Here is a 19,665-nt window from a genome sequence, read left to right on the forward strand (position 1 = left end):
CGGTGACCGACCGCCCCGGCCTGTTCGACCCCGTGCTCGCCCGCGGGGACGCCCGGGCGGCGGTCGCCGACGACGCCTGGGTCGCCGCGCTGCTCGAGGTCGAGTCCGCGCTGGCCCAGGCCGCCGCGGACGTCGGGACCCTCGCGCGCGCGGACGCCGACGCGATCACCGACGCCTGCCGGGAGCCCGTCGACGCCGCCGCGCTCGGCGCGGAGTCGGCGTCGTCCGGTAACCCGGTCGTCCCGCTGGTCGCGCGGTTGCGGGGACGCCTCGACGGGGACGCGGCGAGCGGCGTGCACCGCGGCGCCACCAGCCAGGACGTCGTGGACACCGCGGCGATGCTGGTGGCCCGGCGCGCGGTCACCGCGATCACCGCCGATCTGCGGGCGGCCGCCGACGCCGCCGCCGGCCTCGCCGCGGCCCACCGTGACCGCCCCGCGGCCGGGCGCACGCTGCTCCAGCAGGCCGCCCCGATCACCGCCGGCCTGCGCTTCGCGGGCTGGTGCAGCGGCCTGGACGCGGCCGCCGACGCGCTGGCGGCGTGGCGCCCCGCGGTCCAGCTCGGTGGCGCCGTCGGCACCCTCGCGGCCTTCGACGGCCACGGGCAGACGATCCGCGCCGCGCTGGCGCGCCGCCTCGACCTCGCCGAGCCCCTGCTGGCGTGGCACACCGAGCGCGGGCGGATCGCCGAGCTCGCCGGCCTCCTCGGCCGCGCCGGCGCCGCCGTCGGCTCGGTGTCGACGGACCTGGTGCTGCTGGCGCAGACCGAGGTCGGCGAGGTGCGCGAGGACGTCCCGGGCCGCGGCGGCTCCTCGACGCTGCCGCACAAGCGCAACCCGGTCGCCGCCGTGTCCGCCCGCGCCGCCGCGATCGCCGCGCCCGGTCTCGTGGCGTCGGTGCTCACGGGCGCGTCGCTGCACGAGCACGAGCGCGCCGCCGGTCCGTGGCACGCCGAGTGGCGCCCGCTCACCGAGCTGCTGCGCACCGTCGGGTCCGGCGCCTCGTGGCTCGCCGACGCCGTCGGCCACCTCGCCGTCGACCCGGACCGGGTCGCGGGGTCCCTCGACGTCACCGGCGGGCTGCTGCTCGCCGAGCAGGCGACGACGGGCCTGCGCGCGCGGCTCGGCCACGCGGCGGCGAAGGACCTCGTCACCACCGCCGCGGCCACCGCCCAGGACGAGGGCCGCCCGTTCGCCGAGGTACTGGCCGACGCGGTCGGCGGCGACGTCGGCGCCCTGCTCGACCCCGCCGGCGCCGTGGGCGAGGCGACGGCGCTCGTCGACGACTTCCTGCGATCTCGGGAGACGGAGCGCAGCGGAGCGCGACCCATCGACCGTGAGGAGAGAACGTGAGCCCGCATCCCTCCACCGAGCACTGGGACCCCGCCGGCGAGGAGGTGCGCCGGGCCGTGCTCGGCGACGACCACGTCGACCGGGCCGTCGCGAACACCGACGACGTCACCGCCGACTACCAGGACTTCATCACCCGCTACGCCTGGGGCGGCATCTGGACGCGTCCGGGGCTCGAGCGGCGCGAGCGCAGCATCGTGACGCTCTCGGTGCTCGCCGCCCTGCACCACGACGGCGAGCTGGCCATGCACGTCCGCGCCGCCCGCCGCAACGGGCTGACCCGGGAGGAGATCCAGGAGGTCCTGCTCCAGGTCGGCGTCTACGCGGGGGTCCCCGCAGCCAACCGGGCGTTCGCGGTGGCGCAGCGCGTGCTGGGCGAGATGGACGACGACTGACCCCGCGCCGCGCCGGGCCGCGGAGGACGGCACTACCGTGGGTGGACGGCCAGTACGGTCCTCACGGCGAGACGCAGCGGTGAGACGCAGCACGGACGGGCGGGGGCGATGGAGCGCGCGGGAGCGGCACCGGCGGTGAGCCGTCGGTACAGGGCACGACGCGCGCTGCTCGCGGGCACGCTGGCCGCCGCGGCCCTCGTCGCGGCCGCCTGCTCGTCCGGGGCGTCGGCGGGCACCCCGCCGATCCCGGAGTTCCCCGGCCCCGGCGCCGCCCCGGCCACCAGCGCGCCGCCGCCGCGCAACAGCATCCTGCCCACCGAGTGCGACCAGGTGCTGTCGTCCGAGCAGATGCCGAACTACCTGGGGCTCCCGCTCGGCTCGGTGCGCGTGACGGCGCTGCGCGACGTGCCGGCCCCGTCGGTCGGACGGCTCGAGCGCGTCACCTGCAACTACCTCTCGCAGGGCGGCCCGGGCGCCCCGCCGTCCAACACGCTCGTGCTCAAGGTGCTCACCAGCGGCTACACCGACCCGCAGGCCGCGTCCGCGCAGTCGCGGGTCAACCGTGACGCCCAGGCGAGCGCCGGGGTCCCGGCCCAGCCGGTGCCGATGGGCGCCGCCGAGGCCGTCTACTACCCGGACCCCGACGGGCCCGTGCTCGTCGTGGTCTACGGCCGCGTGACGGCGAGCTTCACGCTCACCCCGGACCGCCCGGTGCCCGTGGACCAGGCCCAGCCGGTGCTGGTCGACCTGGCCCTGCGCGCCCTGCCGGTGCTCGTGCCGCAGTCAGGATCCTGAGGCCCGGGTTCCTGACGCTCAGGCGGGCCTCCGGGCCGCGTCCTCCCGCCCGTGGATCGCGGCGAGCAACCCGTCGACGCGCACGCGCAGACCGGCCACGCGCTCGTCGACGGGCAGGCCGAGGTCGGGGGTGACGCTCGCGCCGGGCTTGCGCTCGAGGCGGGTCGTCGCGGGGCAGGCCAGGTCGGTGCAGACGTAGGTGCCGACGCTGTTGCCCTCGCGACCCGCGGCCCCGGCCTTCGGGGCGGTGTAGAGGGTGACCGCGCCGTCGCTGTGGGTGGTGCGGCAGAGCGCGCACATGGCCGTCCGGCGGGCGCCGCCGCCGGCGGCCGGGCGCAGCAGCACCCCGGTGACGACGCCGTCGTGGAGGCTCACGAGGTAGGCGCGCTGCGGCATGCGCGGGTCCTGCCAGCCGGCGAACTCGACGGCCTCGAGGTCGGTGCCGACGACGGCGTCGACGACCGTCATCCGCTTCGCGTCGCCCTTCGAACAGTTGATCATCGAGCGGCGCACGGCGTCGGCCGTGAGCAGGGTGGACATGGCTCGCCACGCTAGCGACGGACGCGAGCGGATTCCGGATCGACGACGTCACATCCCGTCGGCGGGTGCGGCATGCTTAGGATAGTTGCCCGATACTAATAATCTTGGTGTGAGCCCGGAGGCGACGTGGCGAGCGAGACGGCGGTGGCGCCGGCGGTGGCGCACCTGGGCCCGCGGTACAAGTGGGTCGCGCTGACCAACACGACGCTCGGCGTGCTGATCGTGACGATCAACATGTCGATCCTGCTGATCGCGCTGCCCGACATCTTCCGCGGCATCGCGCTGGACCCGCTGCGGCCCGAGAACATCAGCTACCTGCTGTGGCTGATCATGGGCTACCTCGTGGTGACGGCCGTCCTCGTCGTCACCTTCGGCCGGGTCGGCGACATGTACGGCCGCACGCGGATGTACACGCTCGGGTTCGCGGTGTTCACCGTGTTCTCGATCCTGCTCGCCGTCACCTGGCTGCAGGGCGACGCGGGCGCGATCTGGCTGATCAGCATGCGCGTCCTGCAGGGCATCGGCGGGGCGCTGCTGCTCGCGAACTCGACGGCGATCCTCACCGACGCCTTCCCGGCCCGGCAGCGGGGCCTCGCGCTGGGCATCAACTCGATCGCCGCGATCGCCGGCTCGTTCCTCGGCCTGATCATCGGCGGCGTGCTCGCCCCGGTGGCCTGGCACCTCGTGTTCATCGTGTCCGTGCCGATCGGCGTCGGCGGCACGATCTGGGCCTGGGCCAAGCTCCAGGAGACCGGCGAGCGCCACGAGGGCCGCATCGACTGGTGGGGCAACGTCACCTTCGCCGTCGGCCTCATCGCGGTGCTCATGGGCATCACCTACGGCATCCAGCCCTACGGCGGGCACGTCATGGGCTGGACGAGCCCGACGGTGCTCGTCTGCCTCATCGGCGGCGTCGTGGTGCTCGCGGTGTTCGTGGCGATCGAGCGGCGGGTGCCGCACCCGATGTTCCACCTGTCGCTGTTCGGCATCCGCTCGTTCACCGCCGGGAACATCGCGAACCTGCTCTCCGCGCTCGGCCGCGGCGGCCTGCAGTTCATCCTCATCATCTGGCTGCAGGGCATCTGGCTGCCCCGCCACGGCTACGACTACGAGTCGACGCCGCTGTGGGCCGGCATCTACATGGTCCCGCTGACGATCGGGTTCCTCATCGCCGGACCGGTCTCGGGCTTCCTCTCCGACCGGCACGGCGCCCGCTGGTACGCGGCCGGCGGCATGATCGTGGCCGCCGCGAGCTTCCTGCTCATGGGCTTCCTGCCCGTCGACTTCCCCTACCCGCTGTTCGCGCTCCTGCTCGCGGTCAACGGCCTCGCGATGGGCCTGTTCTCCTCGCCCAACCGCGCCTCGATCATGAACAGCGTCCCGGCCCGCCAGCGCGGCGCCGCGGCGGGCATGACGGCGACGTTCATGAACGGCGCGACGGTGCTCTCGATCGGCATCTTCTTCTCGATGCTGATCCTCGGGCTCGCCTCGACGCTCCCGGCGGCGCTGTTCGGCGGCCTGACCGGGCAGGGCGTGCCCGCCGACGTCGCGGGCCGCATCGCCGAGCTCCCGCCGGTGAGCACGCTGTTCGCGGCGCTCCTGGGCTACAACCCCATCGAGACCCTGCTGGGCCCCGGCGTGCTGGCCCAGGTCGGCCCCGAGCAGGCGGGCTTCCTCACGGGCCGCAGCTTCTTCCCGGAGCTGATCTCGGGGCCCTTCGCCGACGGCCTGTTCCTCGCCCTCGGCTTCGCGGCCGCCTGCTGCTTCGTGGCGGCCGTCGCGTCCCTGTTCGACACCGCCAAGCCCTCGCTGCAGGAGGCGGAGGCGCCGGGCGAGGCGCTGGGCGAGGAGTCGGACGACCCGGCGCCCGCCCCGTCGCGTCCTGTGGCCGTCGCCGGGCGCATCCTGGCGCCCGACGAGGGCCCCGCGGCGGCGGTGCTCACGCTCGTCGACGCCGCCGGGCACGAGGCCGACCGCGCGACCACCGACGACGCCGGGCACTTCACGCTCAGCGCCGACGGGCGCTCCGGCGACTACCTCGTGATCGCCAGCCCGCGCGGGCCCGGCGCCGCCGCCCCGGCGGTGACGCGCGTGACGGTCAACGGCTCCCCGGTGCAGATCGACGTCGTCCTGCGGGAGCGGGCGGCGCTGCCGCGCTGAGCCGCCCGGTCCTGTGCGCTGACCCACATGCGCGACGAACGGTAATCTGTTCGTAAAGCACTCTTGCGAACGTCGAGCCCGAGATGACCGGCTTCGACGAACCGGAACGGCGCCCGCGCACGCTCGGCGCCGCGACCGTGATCCTGACCGCCGCGGCGGGCGCGATCGACGTGGTGACCTACTTCGCCTTCAACCAGGTCTTCGCCAGCACGATGACCGGCAACCTGGTGCTGCTCGGCCTCGGGCTGGGGGAGGGCGACGTCGGGCAGATCGTCGACAACATCTGCGCGATCGGCGGCTACTGCGGCGGGCTGATCGCCGGCACCGTCTTCTGCGGGCTGGCGATGCGGCGCTGGCCGTGGCGCAACGCCGTCGGGGCGACGCTGACGTTCGAGCTCGCGCTGCTGCTCCTGCTCGGCGCCTTCTGGTACGGCGTGGACGACGACGGCCCGCTCGTGCCGTGGAAGGTCGTCGTGCTCGTCGTCGGCGCCGGGCTGGCGATGGGCATCCAGGCCGCGGCCCTGCGCTACGTCGGTCCGGCCGGCACGCCGACGAGCTTCCTGTCCGGCACGGTGACGAACTGGGTCTCGAGCCTCGTCGAGCTGCACAGACCGTTCACGTGGAACTGGAACTCCCCGCTGCGCCTGGTCGCCGTGGTCGCCGCGGCCGGGGGCAACGCCGTGGTGCAGCGCCTCGCCCCCGACTGGTCGTTCGTGGCGCCCGTCGTGCTCGTGGCGGTCGCGATCGTGCTGATGGCGGTCGTGACCCGCGCGAACAGCGGCGGCCTGACCGCCGGGGAGCCGCAGTTCGCCCCGGACCCGCGCGAGGAGGTGCCCGAGGCGGGCGAGGACGAGGCCGGCGACACCGTCGGCCCGGTGCACGGCCGCGTGCTGGGGGAGGACGGCGCGGCCCGCCCGGCCGTGCTGACGCTGGTCTCGAGCGACGGCGATCAGGTCGGGCGCGTGCACACCGAGCCCGACGGGAGCTACCGCCTCGAGCCGCCCGGCTCCGGGGAGTTCATGCTCGTCTGCACCCCGCACCGGATGGGCGGGCGTGCCGCGCGCCCCCGCGCCGCGGTGATCTCGGTCGACGGGCACCCCGTCGCCCACGACGTCGTCCTGGGCGCCGCCGCCGGCGAGCCCACGACGCCGGCCTCCCGGTGATCAGGGGCGACCTCGTGCACCCGGCCGGGCCCGCGAGGTGGATGACATCGCCCGTGATCTCCCGACCGGCGACCCCGCCCTCAGGCGGCGCGGACCGCCTCGATGTCGATCTCGATGCGCAGGGTCCGCCCGACCGCGAAGATGCCGGCGATCACCGACTGGTTCCAGCGGATGTCGAAGTCGTCGCGGGAGAGCTGGGTCGTCGCCGAGAACCCGGCGCGCTCGCCGCCCCAGAGGTCCGGGCCCGCGCCGTGGTAGACGACGTCGAGGGCGACGGGGTTGCGCACGCCCTTGAGCACCAGGTCGCCGGTCATCGTCCAGTGGTCCGGGCTGTGGCCGGTGATCGCGGTCGACGTGAAGTCGATGCGCGGGAACGCGACGACGTCGAGGAAGTCGCCGGCGCGCAGGTGCTGGTCGCGGGCGTCGTCGTCGGTGTCGACGCTCGCGGGGTCGATGGCGGCGTGCACGCGGCTGCTCGCGAGGTCGGTGCCCATCTCGATCGCGCCGGTGAAGCGGCGCAGGCGCCCGTGCACCTTGGTGATGCCGAGGTGGAACGCCGACGCCGCGATCCGCGAGTGCACGGGGTCGATGTCCCAGCGCCCGGGCGCGGGCAGGCTCAGCGCGCCCGAGCGCGTGAGCACCACCCGGCCGAGGTCGCCGGACCCGGCCGTCGGGCGCGCCGCGGGCGTGTGGCCGACCGCGGACGTGATCACGGTGGCCGGGCCCTCCGGCAGCCCCTCGACGAGGAACACCCCGTCACCGCCGACCGAGGCCCCGCCGATCTGGGTGCCGGCGGCGTCGATCACCGTCACCACGGCGAACGGCACCGGCCACCCGTCGCTGGTGACGGCGGAGCCGCGGATCCAGCCGCGGCCGCGGGGCGTCTCGGTCAGGGACGAGGTGGACTCGCCCGCGCTCACCAGCGCTCGCCGCCGGACTGGCTCTCGCGCTCGGAGGGGGCCTCCCCGTGCTGCCCGTGCCGCCCGCCGAAGCCGTTGGTGCCGTTGGCACCGCTCGTGCTGCTCGTGGCGCCGCCCGCGGCCGCGCCGTCGTCGCCGCGCGGCGCGTCGGGACGCGGCGGGGCGTCCGCCGCCCCGTCGACGGCCGGCGGCACCAGGCTCAGCACGACGTCCGACGGGTGGCCCGGGCCGATCTCGATTTCCGAGGCCACCGGGGCGTAGCCGCTCGCGGTGATCGTGTAGACGCCGTGGGCGACGTCGTCGAAGCGGAACGAACCGTCCTCGCCGGTGACGCGCGAGCCGACGACGTGGCCGTCCTCGCTGACCAGGGTCGCCAGTGCCTCGGCCACCGGACGCCCGGCGCCGGCGGAACGGACCGTGCCCGACAGCTGGGTGCGGGTGGCGAGGGCGATGTGGTGCGCGACGTGGCCCTCGGCGGGCACGCGGACCGTCTCGGCGACCGGCGCGAGGCGCGGGGCGGCGGCGGTGAGCGTGTAGGTGCCCTCGCTGAGGTCCGCGAAGCGGTAGCTGCCGTCGGCGGCCGAGCGGGTCACGGCGACGACGGTGCCGCGCACGTCGGTGAGGGTGAGCACGACGTCGCCCCACCCGCTGCTGACGCCCGTGCCGGCGCCGTTGGTGCCGCCACCGTGGCGGACGCCGACGGTGCCGCCGAGCGAGGCGCCGCCGCCGGCGAGGCCGACGTCGTGGCGCAGCGGGCGGTCGGCGACGGCCACGAGCGAGGCCTGCGGCTGGTGGGTCGACGAGGCGCAGATGACCAGGTAGGTCCCGCCCGTCGGCGGCACGAGCTGGTAGTGGCCGCCTTCGTCCGCGGCCGCGCGGTCGAGCTGGTCACCGGAGAGGTCGCACAGCGTCAGCGCCGCGCCGGGCACCGGCGCGCCGTCGCTCCGCGTCACCCGACCGAAGATCATGATCGGTTCCTGTCCGTCCACCGACGTCCACCTCTCTCGAACGCGCCGCGTCTGCGCGCCCCATCGTCCACCGATCACGCACCCCGCGCCGGGACGGTCCCTCGACGGGGAGCATTTGCTTGGATAGTACAAGCATCATCCTGCGGTGGCTCGCCGGCGACCGGTTGGCGCCCCGATGGTGGTGCGGTCCAGGCTGGGGGCATGCCCGAGCTCCCGTCGGACTTCCCCGCGCTGCCGCGTCCCGCGCTCGATCTCGACCCGGACCGCGACGCGATCGCCGACTTCTACGACTACGCCGACCTGCTGACGGCCGACGAGACGGCGACCCTGCGCCGCCTGCGCACCTACCTCGCCGAGGACGTCGTCCCGCTCGTCGAGGGCGCCTGGGAGCGCGCCGAGTTCCCGATGCAGCTGGTCAAGGGGTTCGCCGACCTCGACCTCGCCGGCCTGCCCTACGGGCTGGGCGCGAGTGCCGACGAGCCCGCGCGACGCCTGTTCCTCGGGTTCGTGGCCGCCGAGATCGCGCGGGTCGACCCGTCGGTCAACAGCTTCTTCGGCATCCACTCGGGGCTCGCGATGGGCTCGATCTGGGCCGGCGGGACCCCCGAGCAGCGGGAGCGCTGGCTGCCGGCGATGGCGCGGATGGAGTCGATCGGCGCCTTCGGGCTCACCGAGCCGCACGGCGGCTCCGACGTCGCGGGCGGCATGGAGACCACCGCGCGCCGTGACGGTGACCACTGGATCCTCGACGGCGACAAGCGCTGGATCGGCAACGCGACCTTCGCGGACCTGATCGTCGTCTGGGCGAAGGACCTCGAGACGAACGAGGTGCGCGGGTTCGTCGTCCCCCGCGAGACCGAGGGCATGACGATCGTCAAGATCGAGGGCAAGACGGCGCTGCGGATCGTGCAGAACGCCGACATCGCCCTGCGCGGCGTGCGGGTGCCCGACGACCACCGCCTCGCGGGTGGCTCGGGCACGTTCGCCGACGCGGGCGGGGTCCTGCGGGTGACGCGCGCCAACGCGTCCTGGGGCGCGACCGGCACGCAGATGGGCGCCTACGAGATGGCCGTGTCCTACGCGCAGCAGCGCGAGCAGTTCGGCCGCCCGATCGCCGGGTTCCAGCTCATGCAGGAGCTGCTCGTGCAGATGCTGGGCAACGTCACCGCCTCGCTGGGGATGGCCGTGCGCAACGCCCAGCTCCTCGACGCCGGGGGCGGGTCGGACGCGCACTCCGCCCTCGCGAAGGAGTTCTGCGCGACCCGCATGCGCGAGACCGTCAGCTGGGCGCGCCAGCTCGTCGGCGGCAACGGCGTGATCCTGGCCAACGGGGTCGCCCGCTACTTCGCCGACGCCGAGGCCCTCTACTCCTTCGAGGGCACGCGCGAGATGAACACGCTGATCGTCGGCAAGGCGGTCACCGGCCACAGCGCGTTCGTGCGCTGACGTGACCGCCCACTCGACGATCGCGGTCGCCCTCGCCTGCTGCTCGGCGCTGGCCTACGCGCTCTCGGCCGCCCTGCAGCGGCGCGAGACCGCCCGCACCGTCGACGCCGGCGAACGCACGGGCGCCGGCCTGCCGTTCTTCGGCGCGCTGCTGCGGCGGCCGTGGTGGTGGGGCGGCGTGGCGGCGATGGTCGTCGGGGCGATGATCCACGTCGTCGCGCTCGGCTTCGGGTCGATCACGCTGGTCCAGCCCATCGGCGTGACCGCCCTGATCCTCGCCCTGCCCCTGGACGCGTGGCTCGAGAAGCGCCGGATCCACAGGGCGGAGTGGGTCGGCGCCGTGGTGCTGGTGATCGGGCTCGCCGGGCTGTTCGGCCTCGCCGAGCACCAGCCCTCGCAGATGCCGCCGGACGCGGACCTCGTGCTCGGCACGGTGCTCGTCGTCCTCGTCGTGGCGGCGGTGGTCACGGTCGCGAGCGGGCGCGCGCCGGCGGTGCCCCGGGCGGTCGTCCGGGCCGCGGTCTCCGGGCTCTGCGCGGGCGCGACCTCGGGGCTGGTCCGCCTGACGTTCCGGCTGGTCCAGGACGGGCGCTCGCCGTGGCTCATCGCCGCCGTGCTCGCCGCGGCCGCGATCCTGCCCGTCGCGTCGATCATGCTGCTGCAGACCGCCTATCGCGACGGCGGGCTCGACGCGGGCCTGTCGACGCAGATCACGGTCGACCAGGTCGCCGCGATGGCGATCGGCATCGTCGTGCTCGGCGAGCGGTTCTCCCTCGGCGTCTCGGGGGCGGTCCTCGCCGGGGTCAGCGCGGTCGTCGCGGTGACGGGGCTCGTCACGCTCATCCGCTCCGGGCCCACCCCGGAGCAGCGGGCCCCGGCTACCGCAGGGACAGCACCACACCGGTGACGAGCGCCAGCACCGCCACCGCGATCCCGAGCAGCGGCACGGCCCGGGTCGCGGCGAGCGGGGAGGGCAGCGGGGAGTGGACGATCTGCGCGGTGCGGAACCGCCCGTAGACCGCGACGACCACCGCGAGCACCGCCGCCGCCCCGGCGAGCACGAGCGACGGGCCCGGGCTGTCGTGCGTGAGCTCCCGGACGGCGAGCAGCACGGCGTTGGCGCCGACGCCGAGCGACGTGCGGCTCCACGCGAGACCGGTGCGCTCGGCCTGCAGGCCGGCGTCCGACGGGGAGGTCACGCCGTGGCCCGCATCGCCACCAGGACCAGCCCGAACAGCGCGAGCACCACGAGCCCGCCGGCGAGCACCCAGGGCAGGCGCTGGCGGGGCAGGGGCATGCTGCGCCGGATCGCGGACTCCACCCCGCGCCAGCGCAGCACCCCGCCCGCGGCGGTCACGACCGCGAGCGCGGCGAGCAGGGCGCCCACGACCCCGCGGGTGCCCGGGACGGCGAACTCGGGGAGCAGCTGCACGACGGCCACGCCCGCCGCGAGCAGCGACAGCGAGGTCCGCAGCCAGGCGAGGAACGTCCGCTCGTTGGCGAGGGTGAAGCGGTAGTCGGGCTCGTGCTCGGTGCCGCGCTGCTCGTCGGGCGCCTCACCCACGGACTGTCTCCCTAATGTCGGGACATTTATCGCTCCATGGTGCCGGGAACCGCGTGCAGCGTCACGCGCGCCCAGGAGTTGTTGACGTAGCCCTTGGGGTTCCAGAGCTCGGCGGGGTCCGCGGGCTGCACCCCGCCCGCCGAGTCCCAGGCGCGGGCGACCACGCGGGTCGTGCCCGCGGGCAGGTCCAGGTCGTGGTGCCAGAGCCGCCAGCTCCAGCGGCTCGCCTGCGGCGCGAGCTCCGCCTCGGTCCACGTCGCCCCGTCGTCGGTGGAGACGTCGACCCGCACGACGCTCCGGTCGCCGCCGGCCAGCGCGTACCCGGCGACGCGGACGCTGCCCGCCGGCACCTCGGCGCCGTCGGCGGGGGAGAGCACGTCGGCGTTGACCGCGATCGGGCCGAGCGCGACGCCGCGTCCCGGCGCGGGGGAGGCGTCGGCGGGCAGGAGCCGGTAGGCGACCGACTGGTAGAAGCCCGAGGACGGCGCGTCCGCGACGGTGACGCGATCGAGCCACTTGACGCTGCGCGCCCCGATCCAGCCGGGCACCACGACGCGCACGGGCGCCCCGTGGGCGTCGGGCAGCGGCGCGTCGTTCATCGACCAGGCCAGCAGCACCTCGGGCGCCAGCGCCTTCTCGAGCGGGACGGACACCGCGTAGGGCTCGCCGGGCTCGTCGGCGACGTCGGCGCCGGTGAGGACGACGTCGCTCGCCGCCGGGTCGGCCCCGACGTCGCGGAGCACGTCGGCCAGGCGCACGCCGGCCCACCGGGCGGTGCCCGTGGCGCCCGGGCCCCAGGGCGTCTCGCCGGGGAGGTCGGCGACCTCCATGAGGCCCGACCGGCGGTTGCCCGCGCACTGCAGCGTCACGACCTCGGCGTGCTCCGCGAAGCGCTCCCGCAGCGCGCCGAGCGAGAACGTCGCCGGGCGCTCGACCATCCCGTCGACGCGCAGCGTCCACGTCGCCGGGTCGATCGCGGGCCGTTCGGCGGCGTGGTTGCGGTGGTAGAAGGACGCGACGGGCGTCAGCTCGCGGCCGGCGAGGGCGGTCCGCGCGGGCTCCGCGTTGTACGGCTGCGCCGAGTGGACGGTCATCTCCGCCGGCTGGGTGTCCATGCTGCTCCTGGGTTCGGCGACACCGGGTGAGGGCGTCGCGGGGCCGATTGATCCGACCGGGTGGACCTCGGATCCGGGTCCGTGATCGACCCGGCGGAGCCCGGTGAACACGATCACCGCGACGCCGCGATCCGAGGAGTGTTCCCAGGTCAGGGGCCGAATCACACGCATGGCACCGTGGGTCGGTGTGCTGCTCGGCACCCCCGGACGGAGTCGTAGGGTGCCGCACATGTCGCAGACGCCGATCTACGAGGAAGTCCGCCGGGCGTTCGGTCGTACCGATCGCGGCTTCGAACGGCGTGCGTTCCGCGAGGACGGAGCGGGCGGGAGCGAGGACCGTCCCTCCCGGCCGGTGATGCTCCGTGGCAACGGCGGTCGGCACCGGCGCTCGGGCGACTGAGCCCGCTGATCGTCCGCTCCCGGACGGCCGTCCCGGTGTCCCGTCCCGGTGTCCTCCCGGGGCCCCGACCGCGGGCCGCCGGGGCCGTGGGGCAGGGTTGAGGGCGCCCGCCCCGTGCCGGCGCGGGGGATCGTCGAGGTCAGCGAGGGCAGGATGAGCGAGCAGTCCGGACCCCCTGGGGCCCGCGGGCGCCACGCCGCGCCCGGGCCGGGTCCCGACGACGCCGCCGTGTCGCGGCACGGCGCCGACCCCGACGTCCCGCCCGACGTCCCGCCCGACGTCCCGCCCGACTTCCGGGCGCCCGACGCCCCGGCGTTCGGGGGCCGGCACGGCGCGGACCAGGCCGGTGGGTCCGCACTCCAGCAGCCTCCCCAGCAGCCTGGTCCTCCGGGACCGATGCCGTCGCGCCCGGCGGGCCCGCCCCCGGGCGCCGGTCCGCAGGGCCAGCCGGGTCAGCAGGGTCCGGGGGGTCCGGGGGCTCCGCCCCCGGGCGCCGGCCCGCAGGGTCCGCAGAGTCCCCAGGGTCCGCCGCCCTACGGCCCGCCCGGCGCGGGCCGGCCCGGTCCGCCGGGCGGTCCTCCCGGCCGCCCGCCGGGCGGTCCGTACGGGCCGCCCGCCCCGAACGGCTGGAGTGGCCCGCCGTCGCCCGGGGCGCCGTCCCCCGGTCGCGCACCCGCCGACGCGGCCCCGCCGTACGCGACGCCCACGGACGCGCCGGCGACCCGTGCGGCCCCGTCCGACGCCCCGACGACCCAAGCCACCACGACCCACGCGGCCGCACCGGAGGCGTCCTCGCTGTCGATCGTCAAGCTCAGCGGCGGCGCCGCGGCGGCGGTGACGACGGCCGGCGTGGGCTCGTTCGTCGGCGGTGCGATGGGCACCGTCGCCGGCGCGGGGATCGCCGCCGTCATCACGACCGTCGGCGACGCGGTGTACCAGCGCTCGATCGAGCGGACCCGCGACACCGTGCGGCGCCGCCTGCGCACCCGCCGCCCCGACGCCCCGGAGCGCGGTGAGCAGCGCGCCGACGACCGCACCATGGTCGCCAGCGCGATGGCCGTCGGTGACGGCGCGGCCGGCGACCGCACCCGGGTCACCGGCATCCCTCCCGCGGGCGACCGGACGCGCGCGACGAACGTCCCGGACGACACCCCGACCGTCGTCATCGGGTCGGACGACGCGACCCGCGTGACCCCCGGCGACGACCGGACGCAGGTCGTCGGGCCCGGCACGCGGGTGATGGACTCGCCCGAGGACGACGAGACCGCGCTGGTCGGTGCGCCCGGGGGTCCCGACGACCCGGACGACGACCCGCCCCCGAATCGTCCGCCCTGGCGGCGCTACGCGCTCCTCGCCGCCACCGCGCTGCTGATCTTCCTGATCGCGATGCTGGCCGTCACCGGCATCGAGCGGATCAAGGGCTCGCCGCTGTCCGGCGGGGAGTCCGGCACGAGCGTCGGCTCGGTGCTCGGCACGGCCCCGGAGACCTCCACGGCCCCGTCGGCGCCGGAGACCACCTCGAGCGCGCCCGAGGGCGGCTCCGAGGAGACCTCGGCGCCGGCCACCACGACGAGCGGCGCCGACGAGACCAGCGAACCGGAGTCGACGACCACCACGTCGCGCGCCCCACAGTTGGTCCCGTCCGGGCTGCTGCCGGGTAACAACTGAGCGTGCGCACCGACTTCGACCCCGACGCCGTGGGGGCCCGCGGCGTCTACAAGCTGCTGACCGCGGTGATCGTGCCGCGCGCGATCGCCTGGGTGGTGACGCGCTCGGCCGAGGGCGTCGACAACCTCGCGCCGCACTCGTTCTTCACGGTGGCGAGCACCGACCCGCCGATCGTGCAGTTCACCTCGGTCGGGGAGAAGGACTCGCTGCGCAACGCGCAGGCCACCGAGGAGTTCACGGTCTGCCTGACGCCCGAGCCGCTGCTCGAGCACATCAACGCCACCGCGACCGACTTCCCGTCGCACGAGAGCGAGATCGACGCGGCCGGCCTGACCCGCGAGCCCTCGCTGCTCGTGAAGACACCGCGGATCGCCGAGTCACCGGTGGCGCTGGAGTGCCGTCTCGAGCAGACCCTCGACGTCGGCAACTGCACGCTCGTCCTCGGCCGGGTCGTGCACATCGCGGTCTCCGACGACGTGCTCGTCGACGGCAAGCCCGACGTGCGGCGACTGGCGCCGCTCGCGCGTCTCGGGGGCGACGAGTGGTCGACGCTCGGCGAGGTCGTCGCGACCCCGCGGATCCGCTACAGCGACTGGCCCGGTCACTTCACGGAGTCGTCGGGGTCGTCGAGCAGCTGAACGCCCTCCGGGTCGGCGAGGGCCCGGAGCCGTCCGCGCGGGTCGGCGACGAGGCGCCGGGTGTCGTGGTCGAGCAGGCCCATCGTGCCGGTGATCGTGGCGGCGACGACGTCGCGGCGCCGCAGCTCGATGTCCATGCGGAACGTCTTGCCCTCGCCGAAGCGCAGGTCGAGCAGGATGTCGACGTCGTCCCCGGCGCGCAGCTCGGCGAGGAAGCGCACGGTCGTCTCGAGGATCACGGGACCGAGCCCGGCCGCGGTCATGTCGGCGATCTCGATGCCCAGGTCCCGGAGCGTCTCGGTGCGGCCGTGCTCGCCGTACTGGTGGTAGACCGCGTGGTTGACGTGCCCGTTCGCGTCGCACTCGTAGCCGCGCACCGTCACCGTCGTCGAGAACACCCGGCCTCCTCCGCCCGCCCGTGATCGCCGCGATCGTGGCAGGGTGCCCCCGTGCGCATCGGGATGGGGTTGAACTACAGCGGCGGGTTCGAGGAGACGGTCGCCGAGCTCGCCGAGCACGAGGCGGCCGGGCTCGACATCGCGTTCGTGCCCGAGGCCTACAGCTTCGACGCGGTGAGCCAGCTCGGCTTCATCGCCGCGCGCACGACCCGGCTCGAGATCGCCTCGGGCATCCTGCAGATCTACACCCGCACGCCGTCGCTGACGGCCATGACCGCCGCGGGCCTGGACTACGTCTCCGGCGGGCGCTTCACGCTCGGCATCGGGGCGTCGGGCCCGCAGGTCATCGAGGGCTTCCACGGCGTGCGCTACGACGCCCCGCTGGGCCGCACCCGCGAGATCGTCGACATCTGCCGGCAGGTGTGGCGCCGCGAGAAGGTGCAGCACTCCGGGAAGTACTACGACATCCCCCTGCCGCCCGACCAGGGCACCGGGCTCGGCAAGCCGCTGAAGATCATCAACCACCCGGTGCGCGACCGGATCCCGATCGTCCTCGCCGCGATCGGCCCGAAGAACGTGGCGCTGACCGCCGAGATCGCCGAGGGCTGGCTGCCGATCCTGTTCGTGCCCGAGCGCGCGCACGAGGTGTGGGGCGAGTCGCTGGAGGCCGGCACGGCGAAGCGCGACCCCTCGCTGGGCCCGCTGCAGACCTACCTCCAGGCGTCGCTGTGCATCACCGAGGACGCGGACGTCGCGCAGCAGATGCTCGACGGCATGCGCCCGTTCGTCGCGCTCTACGTCGGCGGCATGGGCGCCAAGGGCAAGAACTTCTACAACGAGCTCGCCCAGCGCTACGGCTACGAGGAGCAGGCCGCGAAGGTCCAGGACCTCTACCTCGACGGCAAGAAGGACGAGGCGGCCGCGGCGGTGCCCGAGGACCTCGTGCGCTCGATGTCGCTGATCGGGCCGCGCTCCTACGTCGCCGAGCGGCTGCAGGCCTTCGCGGGCGCGGGCGTCACGACGATCAACGTCACGCCGCTGGCGGGGACACCGGCGGAGCGGGTGTCGTTGGTCGGGCAGGTCAAGGAACTCGCCGCCGATCTCTAGGAGCCTCCCGAGATGCGTGTCTTCGCCGACGTCGATGAGCTGCGTGCTGCCGTGGGGGAGGACCTCGGGACGAGCGAGTGGGTCACGGTCGACCAGCGCCGCGTCGACATCTTCGCCGACGCCACCGACGACCATCAGTGGATCCACGTCGACCCCGAGGCCGCCGCGAACGGGCCGTTCGGGAAGACCGTCGCGCACGGCTTCCTCACCGTCGCCCTCATGCCGAAGTTCGGCTGGGACACCTTCGAGGTGAAGGGGGTGTCGATGACCGTGAACTACGGGCTGAACAAGGTGCGGTTCCCGGCGCCGGTCCCGGTGCCCAGCCGTGTGCGAGGTCACTGCCGTCTGGTGGACGTCACCGACGTCGCGAACGGCGTGCAGGCGACGATCGGGGGGACGGTGGAGATCGAGGGATGGCCGAAGCCGGCGTGCGTCGCCGAGGTCATCCTGCGGTACGCGCTCTAGCTCTTCGAGGAGGTCGGCCGTGGCCGATGCGGTGATCTGTGAGCCCCTGCGGACGCCGGTGGGCGGGTTCGGGGGTGCGTTGCGCGACGTGGCGCCCCAGGAGCTGGGGGCGACGGTGATCCGGGAGCTGGTCGCGCGGACCGGTCTCGCGGCGGACCAGGTCGACGACGTGATCTTCGGGCACTGCTACCCGACGATGGACGCGCCGGCGATCGGGCGCGTGGCGGCGCTGGACGCGGGGCTCGAGGTGTCGGTGCCCGGGATCCAGGTCGACCGGCGCTGCGGGTCGGGGCTGCAGGCCGTGCTGTACGCGGCGATGGCGGTGCAGACCGGCGGGGCGTCGCTGGTGCTGGCCGGGGGCGCGGAGTCGATGTCGGGCGCCACGTACTACAGCCAGGCGCCGCGGTGGGGCACCAAGGCCGGCGGGTTCGAGTTCAAGGACGCGCTGGCCCAGGGCCGTGTGCACGCCGGCGGGAAGAACCACCCGGTGTGGGGCGGGATGATCGAGACCGCGGAGAACGTGCGCGAGCGCTACTCGATCCCGCGCGAGGAGCAGGACCGCCTCGCGGTGCGGTCGCACGAGAAGGCCACCGCGGCGGTCAAGGACGGCCGGTTCGCCGACGAGCTGGTGCCGGTGACGGTGCCGGGGCGCAAGTCGGACACGATCGTCGACGCCGACGAGCACATCCGGCCGGACGCGTCGCTGGAGTCGCTGTCGGGGTTGCGGCCGATCATGGGGAAGCAGGACCCGGACGCCACGGTGACCGCCGGGAACGCGTCGGGGCAGAACGACGGCGCGGCGGTGTGCATCGTGACGACGCCGGAGCGCGCCGAGCAGCTGGGGCTGCGGCCGCTGGCGCGGCTGGTGTCGTGGGGCCTGGCCGGTGTGGGGCCCGAGGTGATGGGGATCGGGCCGGTGCCGGCGACCTCCGCCGCTCTCGGCCGCGCCGGTCTTTCTCTCTCGGACATCGACGTCATCGAGCTGAACGAGGCGTTCGCGGCCCAGGCGCTCGGGGTGGGGCGCGAGTGGGGCATCGACCTGGTCACCGACGAGCGCGTGAACCCCAACGGCTCGGGGATCTCGCTGGGGCATCCGGTCGGCGCCACGGGCGTGCGGATCCTGACGACGATGGTGCGCGAGATGGCACGCCGCGAGGCCCGCTACGGCCTGGAGACCATGTGCATCGGCGGCGGCCAGGGCCTCGCCGCGGTCTTCGAGCGCGTCGCCTAGTTCGAGCGATGCGGCGTTGCTGGCGTCTCACGCCAGGATCGCCACATCCTCGGTGACGCGACACGCCGAGCTCGTCGACGCACGGGGTGAGTCAGCGTGGCGGCCACGCTCGCGTTCAACGTCAGGAAATCCCCCAGCTCGCCCGAGCGGGGGCGTGCTGTTCATGATCCGCCCGGGTGCTCCTGCCGGTCGATCACATCGACCCGTCGGAGCACCCGGAGTGATCACCGCCCCTGCCAGCGGGGTTCCCGACGCTCGCGCGCGGCGGCCGCGCCTTCCGCGGCGTCCTCGGTGGCCCCGGCGACGCGGCGCATGGCCTCGCCGAACCGGATCGCGTCGGTCTCGCCCAGGTACGGGGCCCGGCGCGCCATCTCCTTGATCGCGCGCTGGGCGAGGGGCGCGCCGGCGAGGAGGCGGTCGGCGAGCGCCCGGGCCTCGGCGAGGAGCTCGTCGTGCGGGACCACCCGCGACACCAGCCCCATCTCGCGCGCCCGCTCGGCGTCGACGCGCTCCCCGGTGAGCAGCAGCTCCATCGCCGGCTGCCACCCGATGCGCTGGGGCAGGCGGATGGCGCCGACGATCGTGGGGATGCCGAGGCGCACCTCGGGGAAGCCGAACGTCGCCCGCTCGCTGGCGATCACGAGGTCGCACCAGGTCACCAGCGTCAGCCCGTAGCCCAGGCAGTGCCCGTTCACCGCCGCAATCACCGGCTTGTAGATCTCCCAGCCGCTCTCGAACGAGTTCACGGTGGGCCGCTCCCAGAAGGAGCCGGGGAAGTCGCCGGCCGGGTTGCCCTCGCCGCGCGCGTCGGCGCCGACGCAGAACGCGCGCCCCTCGCCGGTCACGATCCCGACCCATGCCTCGTCGTCGGCGCGGAAGCGGTCGAACGCCTCGTTGAGCCCCTCGCGCATCGCCCCGTCGATCGCGTTGAGCTTCTCCGGGCGGGAGTAGGTGATCGTCGCGACGTGCCCGTCGCGCTCGTAGGTGACGCGCTCGCTCTCCACGGTCCGACACCGTAGAGCCCCTGTCGCGACGATCTGGGACTCCGGAGCGAACGCTCCACGGTTCTGGGTCCTGCGGCCCGGGGAGCGCCGACGACGCCCGGGACGGGGTCCTCGAAGATCACGAGCGCGTCGTCCACCTCGCGTCGCCGGCGAGGGTGGATATGACACTCTTGATCACCACGATGGCGCGGCACCGCGACGCGAGAAGCACCTTCCGCGTCGTGGACGGCCCGCGCACCTGCGCACCGCGCCCCTCGCCGACCCGAGCCCCCGCCCCGCATTCCGGCGAAGGTCACCCCTCACCCGCTAGTTCGATCGACGGTGCCCTTCGGTCGACAA

The 19,665-nt window shown here is 74.8% G+C and carries 20 protein-coding genes; 12 read left to right on the forward strand and 8 right to left on the reverse strand.

Features of this window, described 5'->3' with window-relative positions; translation table 11 throughout:
* Positions 1-2: 2 nt before the first annotated feature.
* From WCD58_RS07810 to WCD58_RS07820, 3 genes are all read left to right on the forward strand, one after another.
* A complete protein-coding gene (locus WCD58_RS07810; protein WP_337701312.1) occupies positions 3-1,352 on the forward strand; it encodes a lyase family protein in 1,350 nt (449 codons plus the stop codon).
* Complete coding sequence (gene pcaC, locus WCD58_RS07815; protein WP_337701314.1) at positions 1,349-1,744, forward strand: 4-carboxymuconolactone decarboxylase; 396 nt, start codon at positions 1,349-1,351, stop codon at positions 1,742-1,744. The genes WCD58_RS07810 and pcaC overlap by 4 nt, the downstream gene beginning before the upstream one ends.
* A gap of 135 nt (positions 1,745-1,879) precedes the next feature.
* Positions 1,880-2,539 carry a hypothetical protein gene (locus tag WCD58_RS07820; RefSeq protein ID WP_337701316.1) on the forward strand — a complete coding sequence of 220 codons (660 nt, stop codon included), beginning with the start codon at positions 1,880-1,882 and terminating at the stop codon, positions 2,537-2,539.
* Between the two features lie 18 nt (positions 2,540-2,557).
* Here the strand turns inward: WCD58_RS07820 and WCD58_RS07825 are convergent, their stop codons facing one another.
* Positions 2,558-3,079 carry an FBP domain-containing protein gene (locus WCD58_RS07825; RefSeq protein ID WP_337701318.1) on the reverse strand — a complete coding sequence of 174 codons (522 nt, stop codon included), beginning with the start codon at positions 3,077-3,079 and terminating at the stop codon, positions 2,558-2,560.
* 126 nt (positions 3,080-3,205) lie between these two features.
* On the opposite strand from WCD58_RS07825, the gene WCD58_RS07830 reads away from it, so the two are divergent.
* Together WCD58_RS07830 and WCD58_RS07835 are read left to right on the forward strand one after the other, a co-directional pair.
* Positions 3,206-5,239, forward strand: a complete 2,034-nt coding sequence (locus WCD58_RS07830; RefSeq protein WP_337701320.1) for an MFS transporter — start codon at positions 3,206-3,208, stop codon at positions 5,237-5,239.
* 83 nt (positions 5,240-5,322) lie between these two features.
* A complete protein-coding gene (locus WCD58_RS07835; RefSeq protein WP_337701322.1) occupies positions 5,323-6,402 on the forward strand; it encodes a DUF1275 family protein in 1,080 nt (359 codons plus the stop codon).
* An 80-nt stretch (positions 6,403-6,482) separates the two neighbouring features.
* Here WCD58_RS07835 and WCD58_RS07840 read toward each other — a convergent pair whose 3' ends face one another.
* Together WCD58_RS07840 and WCD58_RS07845 are read right to left on the reverse strand one after the other, a co-directional pair.
* Positions 6,483-7,322: a YceI family protein gene (locus tag WCD58_RS07840; RefSeq protein WP_337701324.1), complete on the reverse strand. Its 840-nt coding sequence runs from the start codon at positions 7,320-7,322 to the stop codon at positions 6,483-6,485.
* Entirely contained in the window at positions 7,319-8,311 is a 993-nt protein-coding gene (locus WCD58_RS07845; protein ID WP_337701326.1) for an MSCRAMM family protein, read from the reverse strand. The genes WCD58_RS07840 and WCD58_RS07845 overlap by 4 nt, the downstream gene beginning before the upstream one ends.
* Positions 8,312-8,491: 180 nt before the next feature.
* Here WCD58_RS07845 and WCD58_RS07850 point away from each other — a divergent pair, with 180 nt between their 5' ends.
* Both WCD58_RS07850 and WCD58_RS07855 read left to right on the forward strand, forming a co-directional pair.
* On the forward strand, positions 8,492-9,736 hold the full coding sequence (locus WCD58_RS07850) for an acyl-CoA dehydrogenase family protein (RefSeq protein ID WP_337701328.1): 1,245 nt from the start codon (positions 8,492-8,494) through the stop codon (positions 9,734-9,736).
* Position 9,737: 1 nt separating this feature from the next.
* Positions 9,738-10,643, forward strand: a complete 906-nt coding sequence (locus tag WCD58_RS07855; RefSeq protein WP_337701330.1) for a DMT family transporter — start codon at positions 9,738-9,740, stop codon at positions 10,641-10,643.
* Here WCD58_RS07855 and WCD58_RS07860 read toward each other — a convergent pair.
* From WCD58_RS07860 to WCD58_RS07870, 3 genes are read right to left on the reverse strand one after another with little or no spacing between them, the layout of a single operon-like run.
* On the reverse strand, positions 10,615-10,935 hold the full coding sequence (locus WCD58_RS07860; protein WP_337701332.1) for a DUF202 domain-containing protein: 321 nt from the start codon (positions 10,933-10,935) through the stop codon (positions 10,615-10,617). The genes WCD58_RS07855 and WCD58_RS07860 overlap by 29 nt on opposite strands.
* Positions 10,932-11,300 (reverse strand): YidH family protein, encoded by a 369-nt coding sequence (locus WCD58_RS07865; RefSeq protein WP_337701334.1) that lies wholly within the window; start codon positions 11,298-11,300, stop codon positions 10,932-10,934. Before WCD58_RS07865 ends, WCD58_RS07860 begins: the two co-directional genes overlap by 4 nt.
* A gap of 26 nt (positions 11,301-11,326) precedes the next feature.
* The gene (locus WCD58_RS07870; RefSeq protein ID WP_337701336.1) at positions 11,327-12,415 is read right to left on the reverse strand and encodes a sulfite oxidase; all 1,089 of its coding nucleotides are present in this window, start codon (positions 12,413-12,415) and stop codon (positions 11,327-11,329) included.
* Between the two features lie 553 nt (positions 12,416-12,968).
* Here WCD58_RS07870 and WCD58_RS07875 point away from each other — a divergent pair.
* Both WCD58_RS07875 and WCD58_RS07880 read left to right on the forward strand, forming a co-directional pair.
* The gene (locus WCD58_RS07875) at positions 12,969-14,483 is read left to right on the forward strand and encodes a hypothetical protein (RefSeq protein ID WP_337701338.1); all 1,515 of its coding nucleotides are present in this window, start codon (positions 12,969-12,971) and stop codon (positions 14,481-14,483) included.
* Between the two features lie 2 nt (positions 14,484-14,485).
* Positions 14,486-15,121, forward strand: coding sequence for a flavin reductase family protein (locus WCD58_RS07880; RefSeq protein WP_337701340.1), 636 nt, complete (start codon positions 14,486-14,488; stop codon positions 15,119-15,121).
* On the opposite strand, the gene WCD58_RS07885 is transcribed toward WCD58_RS07880, so the two are convergent.
* A complete protein-coding gene (locus WCD58_RS07885) occupies positions 15,085-15,519 on the reverse strand; it encodes an acyl-CoA thioesterase (RefSeq protein WP_337701342.1) in 435 nt (144 codons plus the stop codon). The genes WCD58_RS07880 and WCD58_RS07885 overlap by 37 nt on opposite strands.
* Positions 15,520-15,570: 51 nt before the next feature.
* Here WCD58_RS07885 and WCD58_RS07890 point away from each other — a divergent pair, with 51 nt between their 5' ends.
* Genes WCD58_RS07890 through WCD58_RS07900 form a run of 3 tightly spaced genes read left to right on the forward strand, consistent with a single transcriptional unit; the run spans position 15,571 to position 18,322 of the window.
* Positions 15,571-16,626: an LLM class F420-dependent oxidoreductase gene (locus tag WCD58_RS07890; protein ID WP_337701344.1), complete on the forward strand. Its 1,056-nt coding sequence runs from the start codon at positions 15,571-15,573 to the stop codon at positions 16,624-16,626.
* 12 nt (positions 16,627-16,638) lie between these two features.
* Positions 16,639-17,091 (forward strand): MaoC family dehydratase, encoded by a 453-nt coding sequence (locus WCD58_RS07895; RefSeq protein WP_337701346.1) that lies wholly within the window; start codon positions 16,639-16,641, stop codon positions 17,089-17,091.
* A 19-nt stretch (positions 17,092-17,110) separates the two neighbouring features.
* Positions 17,111-18,322 carry an acetyl-CoA C-acetyltransferase gene (locus WCD58_RS07900; RefSeq protein ID WP_337701348.1) on the forward strand — a complete coding sequence of 404 codons (1,212 nt, stop codon included), beginning with the start codon at positions 17,111-17,113 and terminating at the stop codon, positions 18,320-18,322.
* 224 nt (positions 18,323-18,546) lie between these two features.
* Here WCD58_RS07900 and WCD58_RS07905 read toward each other — a convergent pair whose 3' ends face one another.
* Complete coding sequence (locus tag WCD58_RS07905; protein WP_337701350.1) at positions 18,547-19,326, reverse strand: enoyl-CoA hydratase/isomerase family protein; 780 nt, start codon at positions 19,324-19,326, stop codon at positions 18,547-18,549.
* Positions 19,327-19,665: the final 339 nt, after the last annotated feature.

Origin of the sequence: Actinomycetospora flava (genome assembly GCF_037400335.1) — a bacterium.
GTDB lineage: Bacteria > Actinomycetota > Actinomycetes > Mycobacteriales > Pseudonocardiaceae > Actinomycetospora > Actinomycetospora flava.

Coding starts and splice junctions, on each gene's coding strand:
- WCD58_RS07825 (WP_337701318.1), bottom strand. CDS start 3,079: ATGTCCACCCTGCTCACGGCCGACGCCGTGCGCCGCTCGATGATCAAC.
- WCD58_RS07835 (WP_337701322.1), top strand. CDS start 5,323: ATGACCGGCTTCGACGAACCGGAACGGCGCCCGCGCACGCTCGGCGCC.
- WCD58_RS07850 (WP_337701328.1), top strand. CDS start 8,492: ATGCCCGAGCTCCCGTCGGACTTCCCCGCGCTGCCGCGTCCCGCGCTC.
- WCD58_RS07870 (WP_337701336.1), bottom strand. CDS start 12,415: ATGGACACCCAGCCGGCGGAGATGACCGTCCACTCGGCGCAGCCGTAC.
- WCD58_RS07875 (WP_337701338.1), top strand. CDS start 12,969: ATGAGCGAGCAGTCCGGACCCCCTGGGGCCCGCGGGCGCCACGCCGCG.
- WCD58_RS07895 (WP_337701346.1), top strand. CDS start 16,639: ATGCGTGTCTTCGCCGACGTCGATGAGCTGCGTGCTGCCGTGGGGGAG.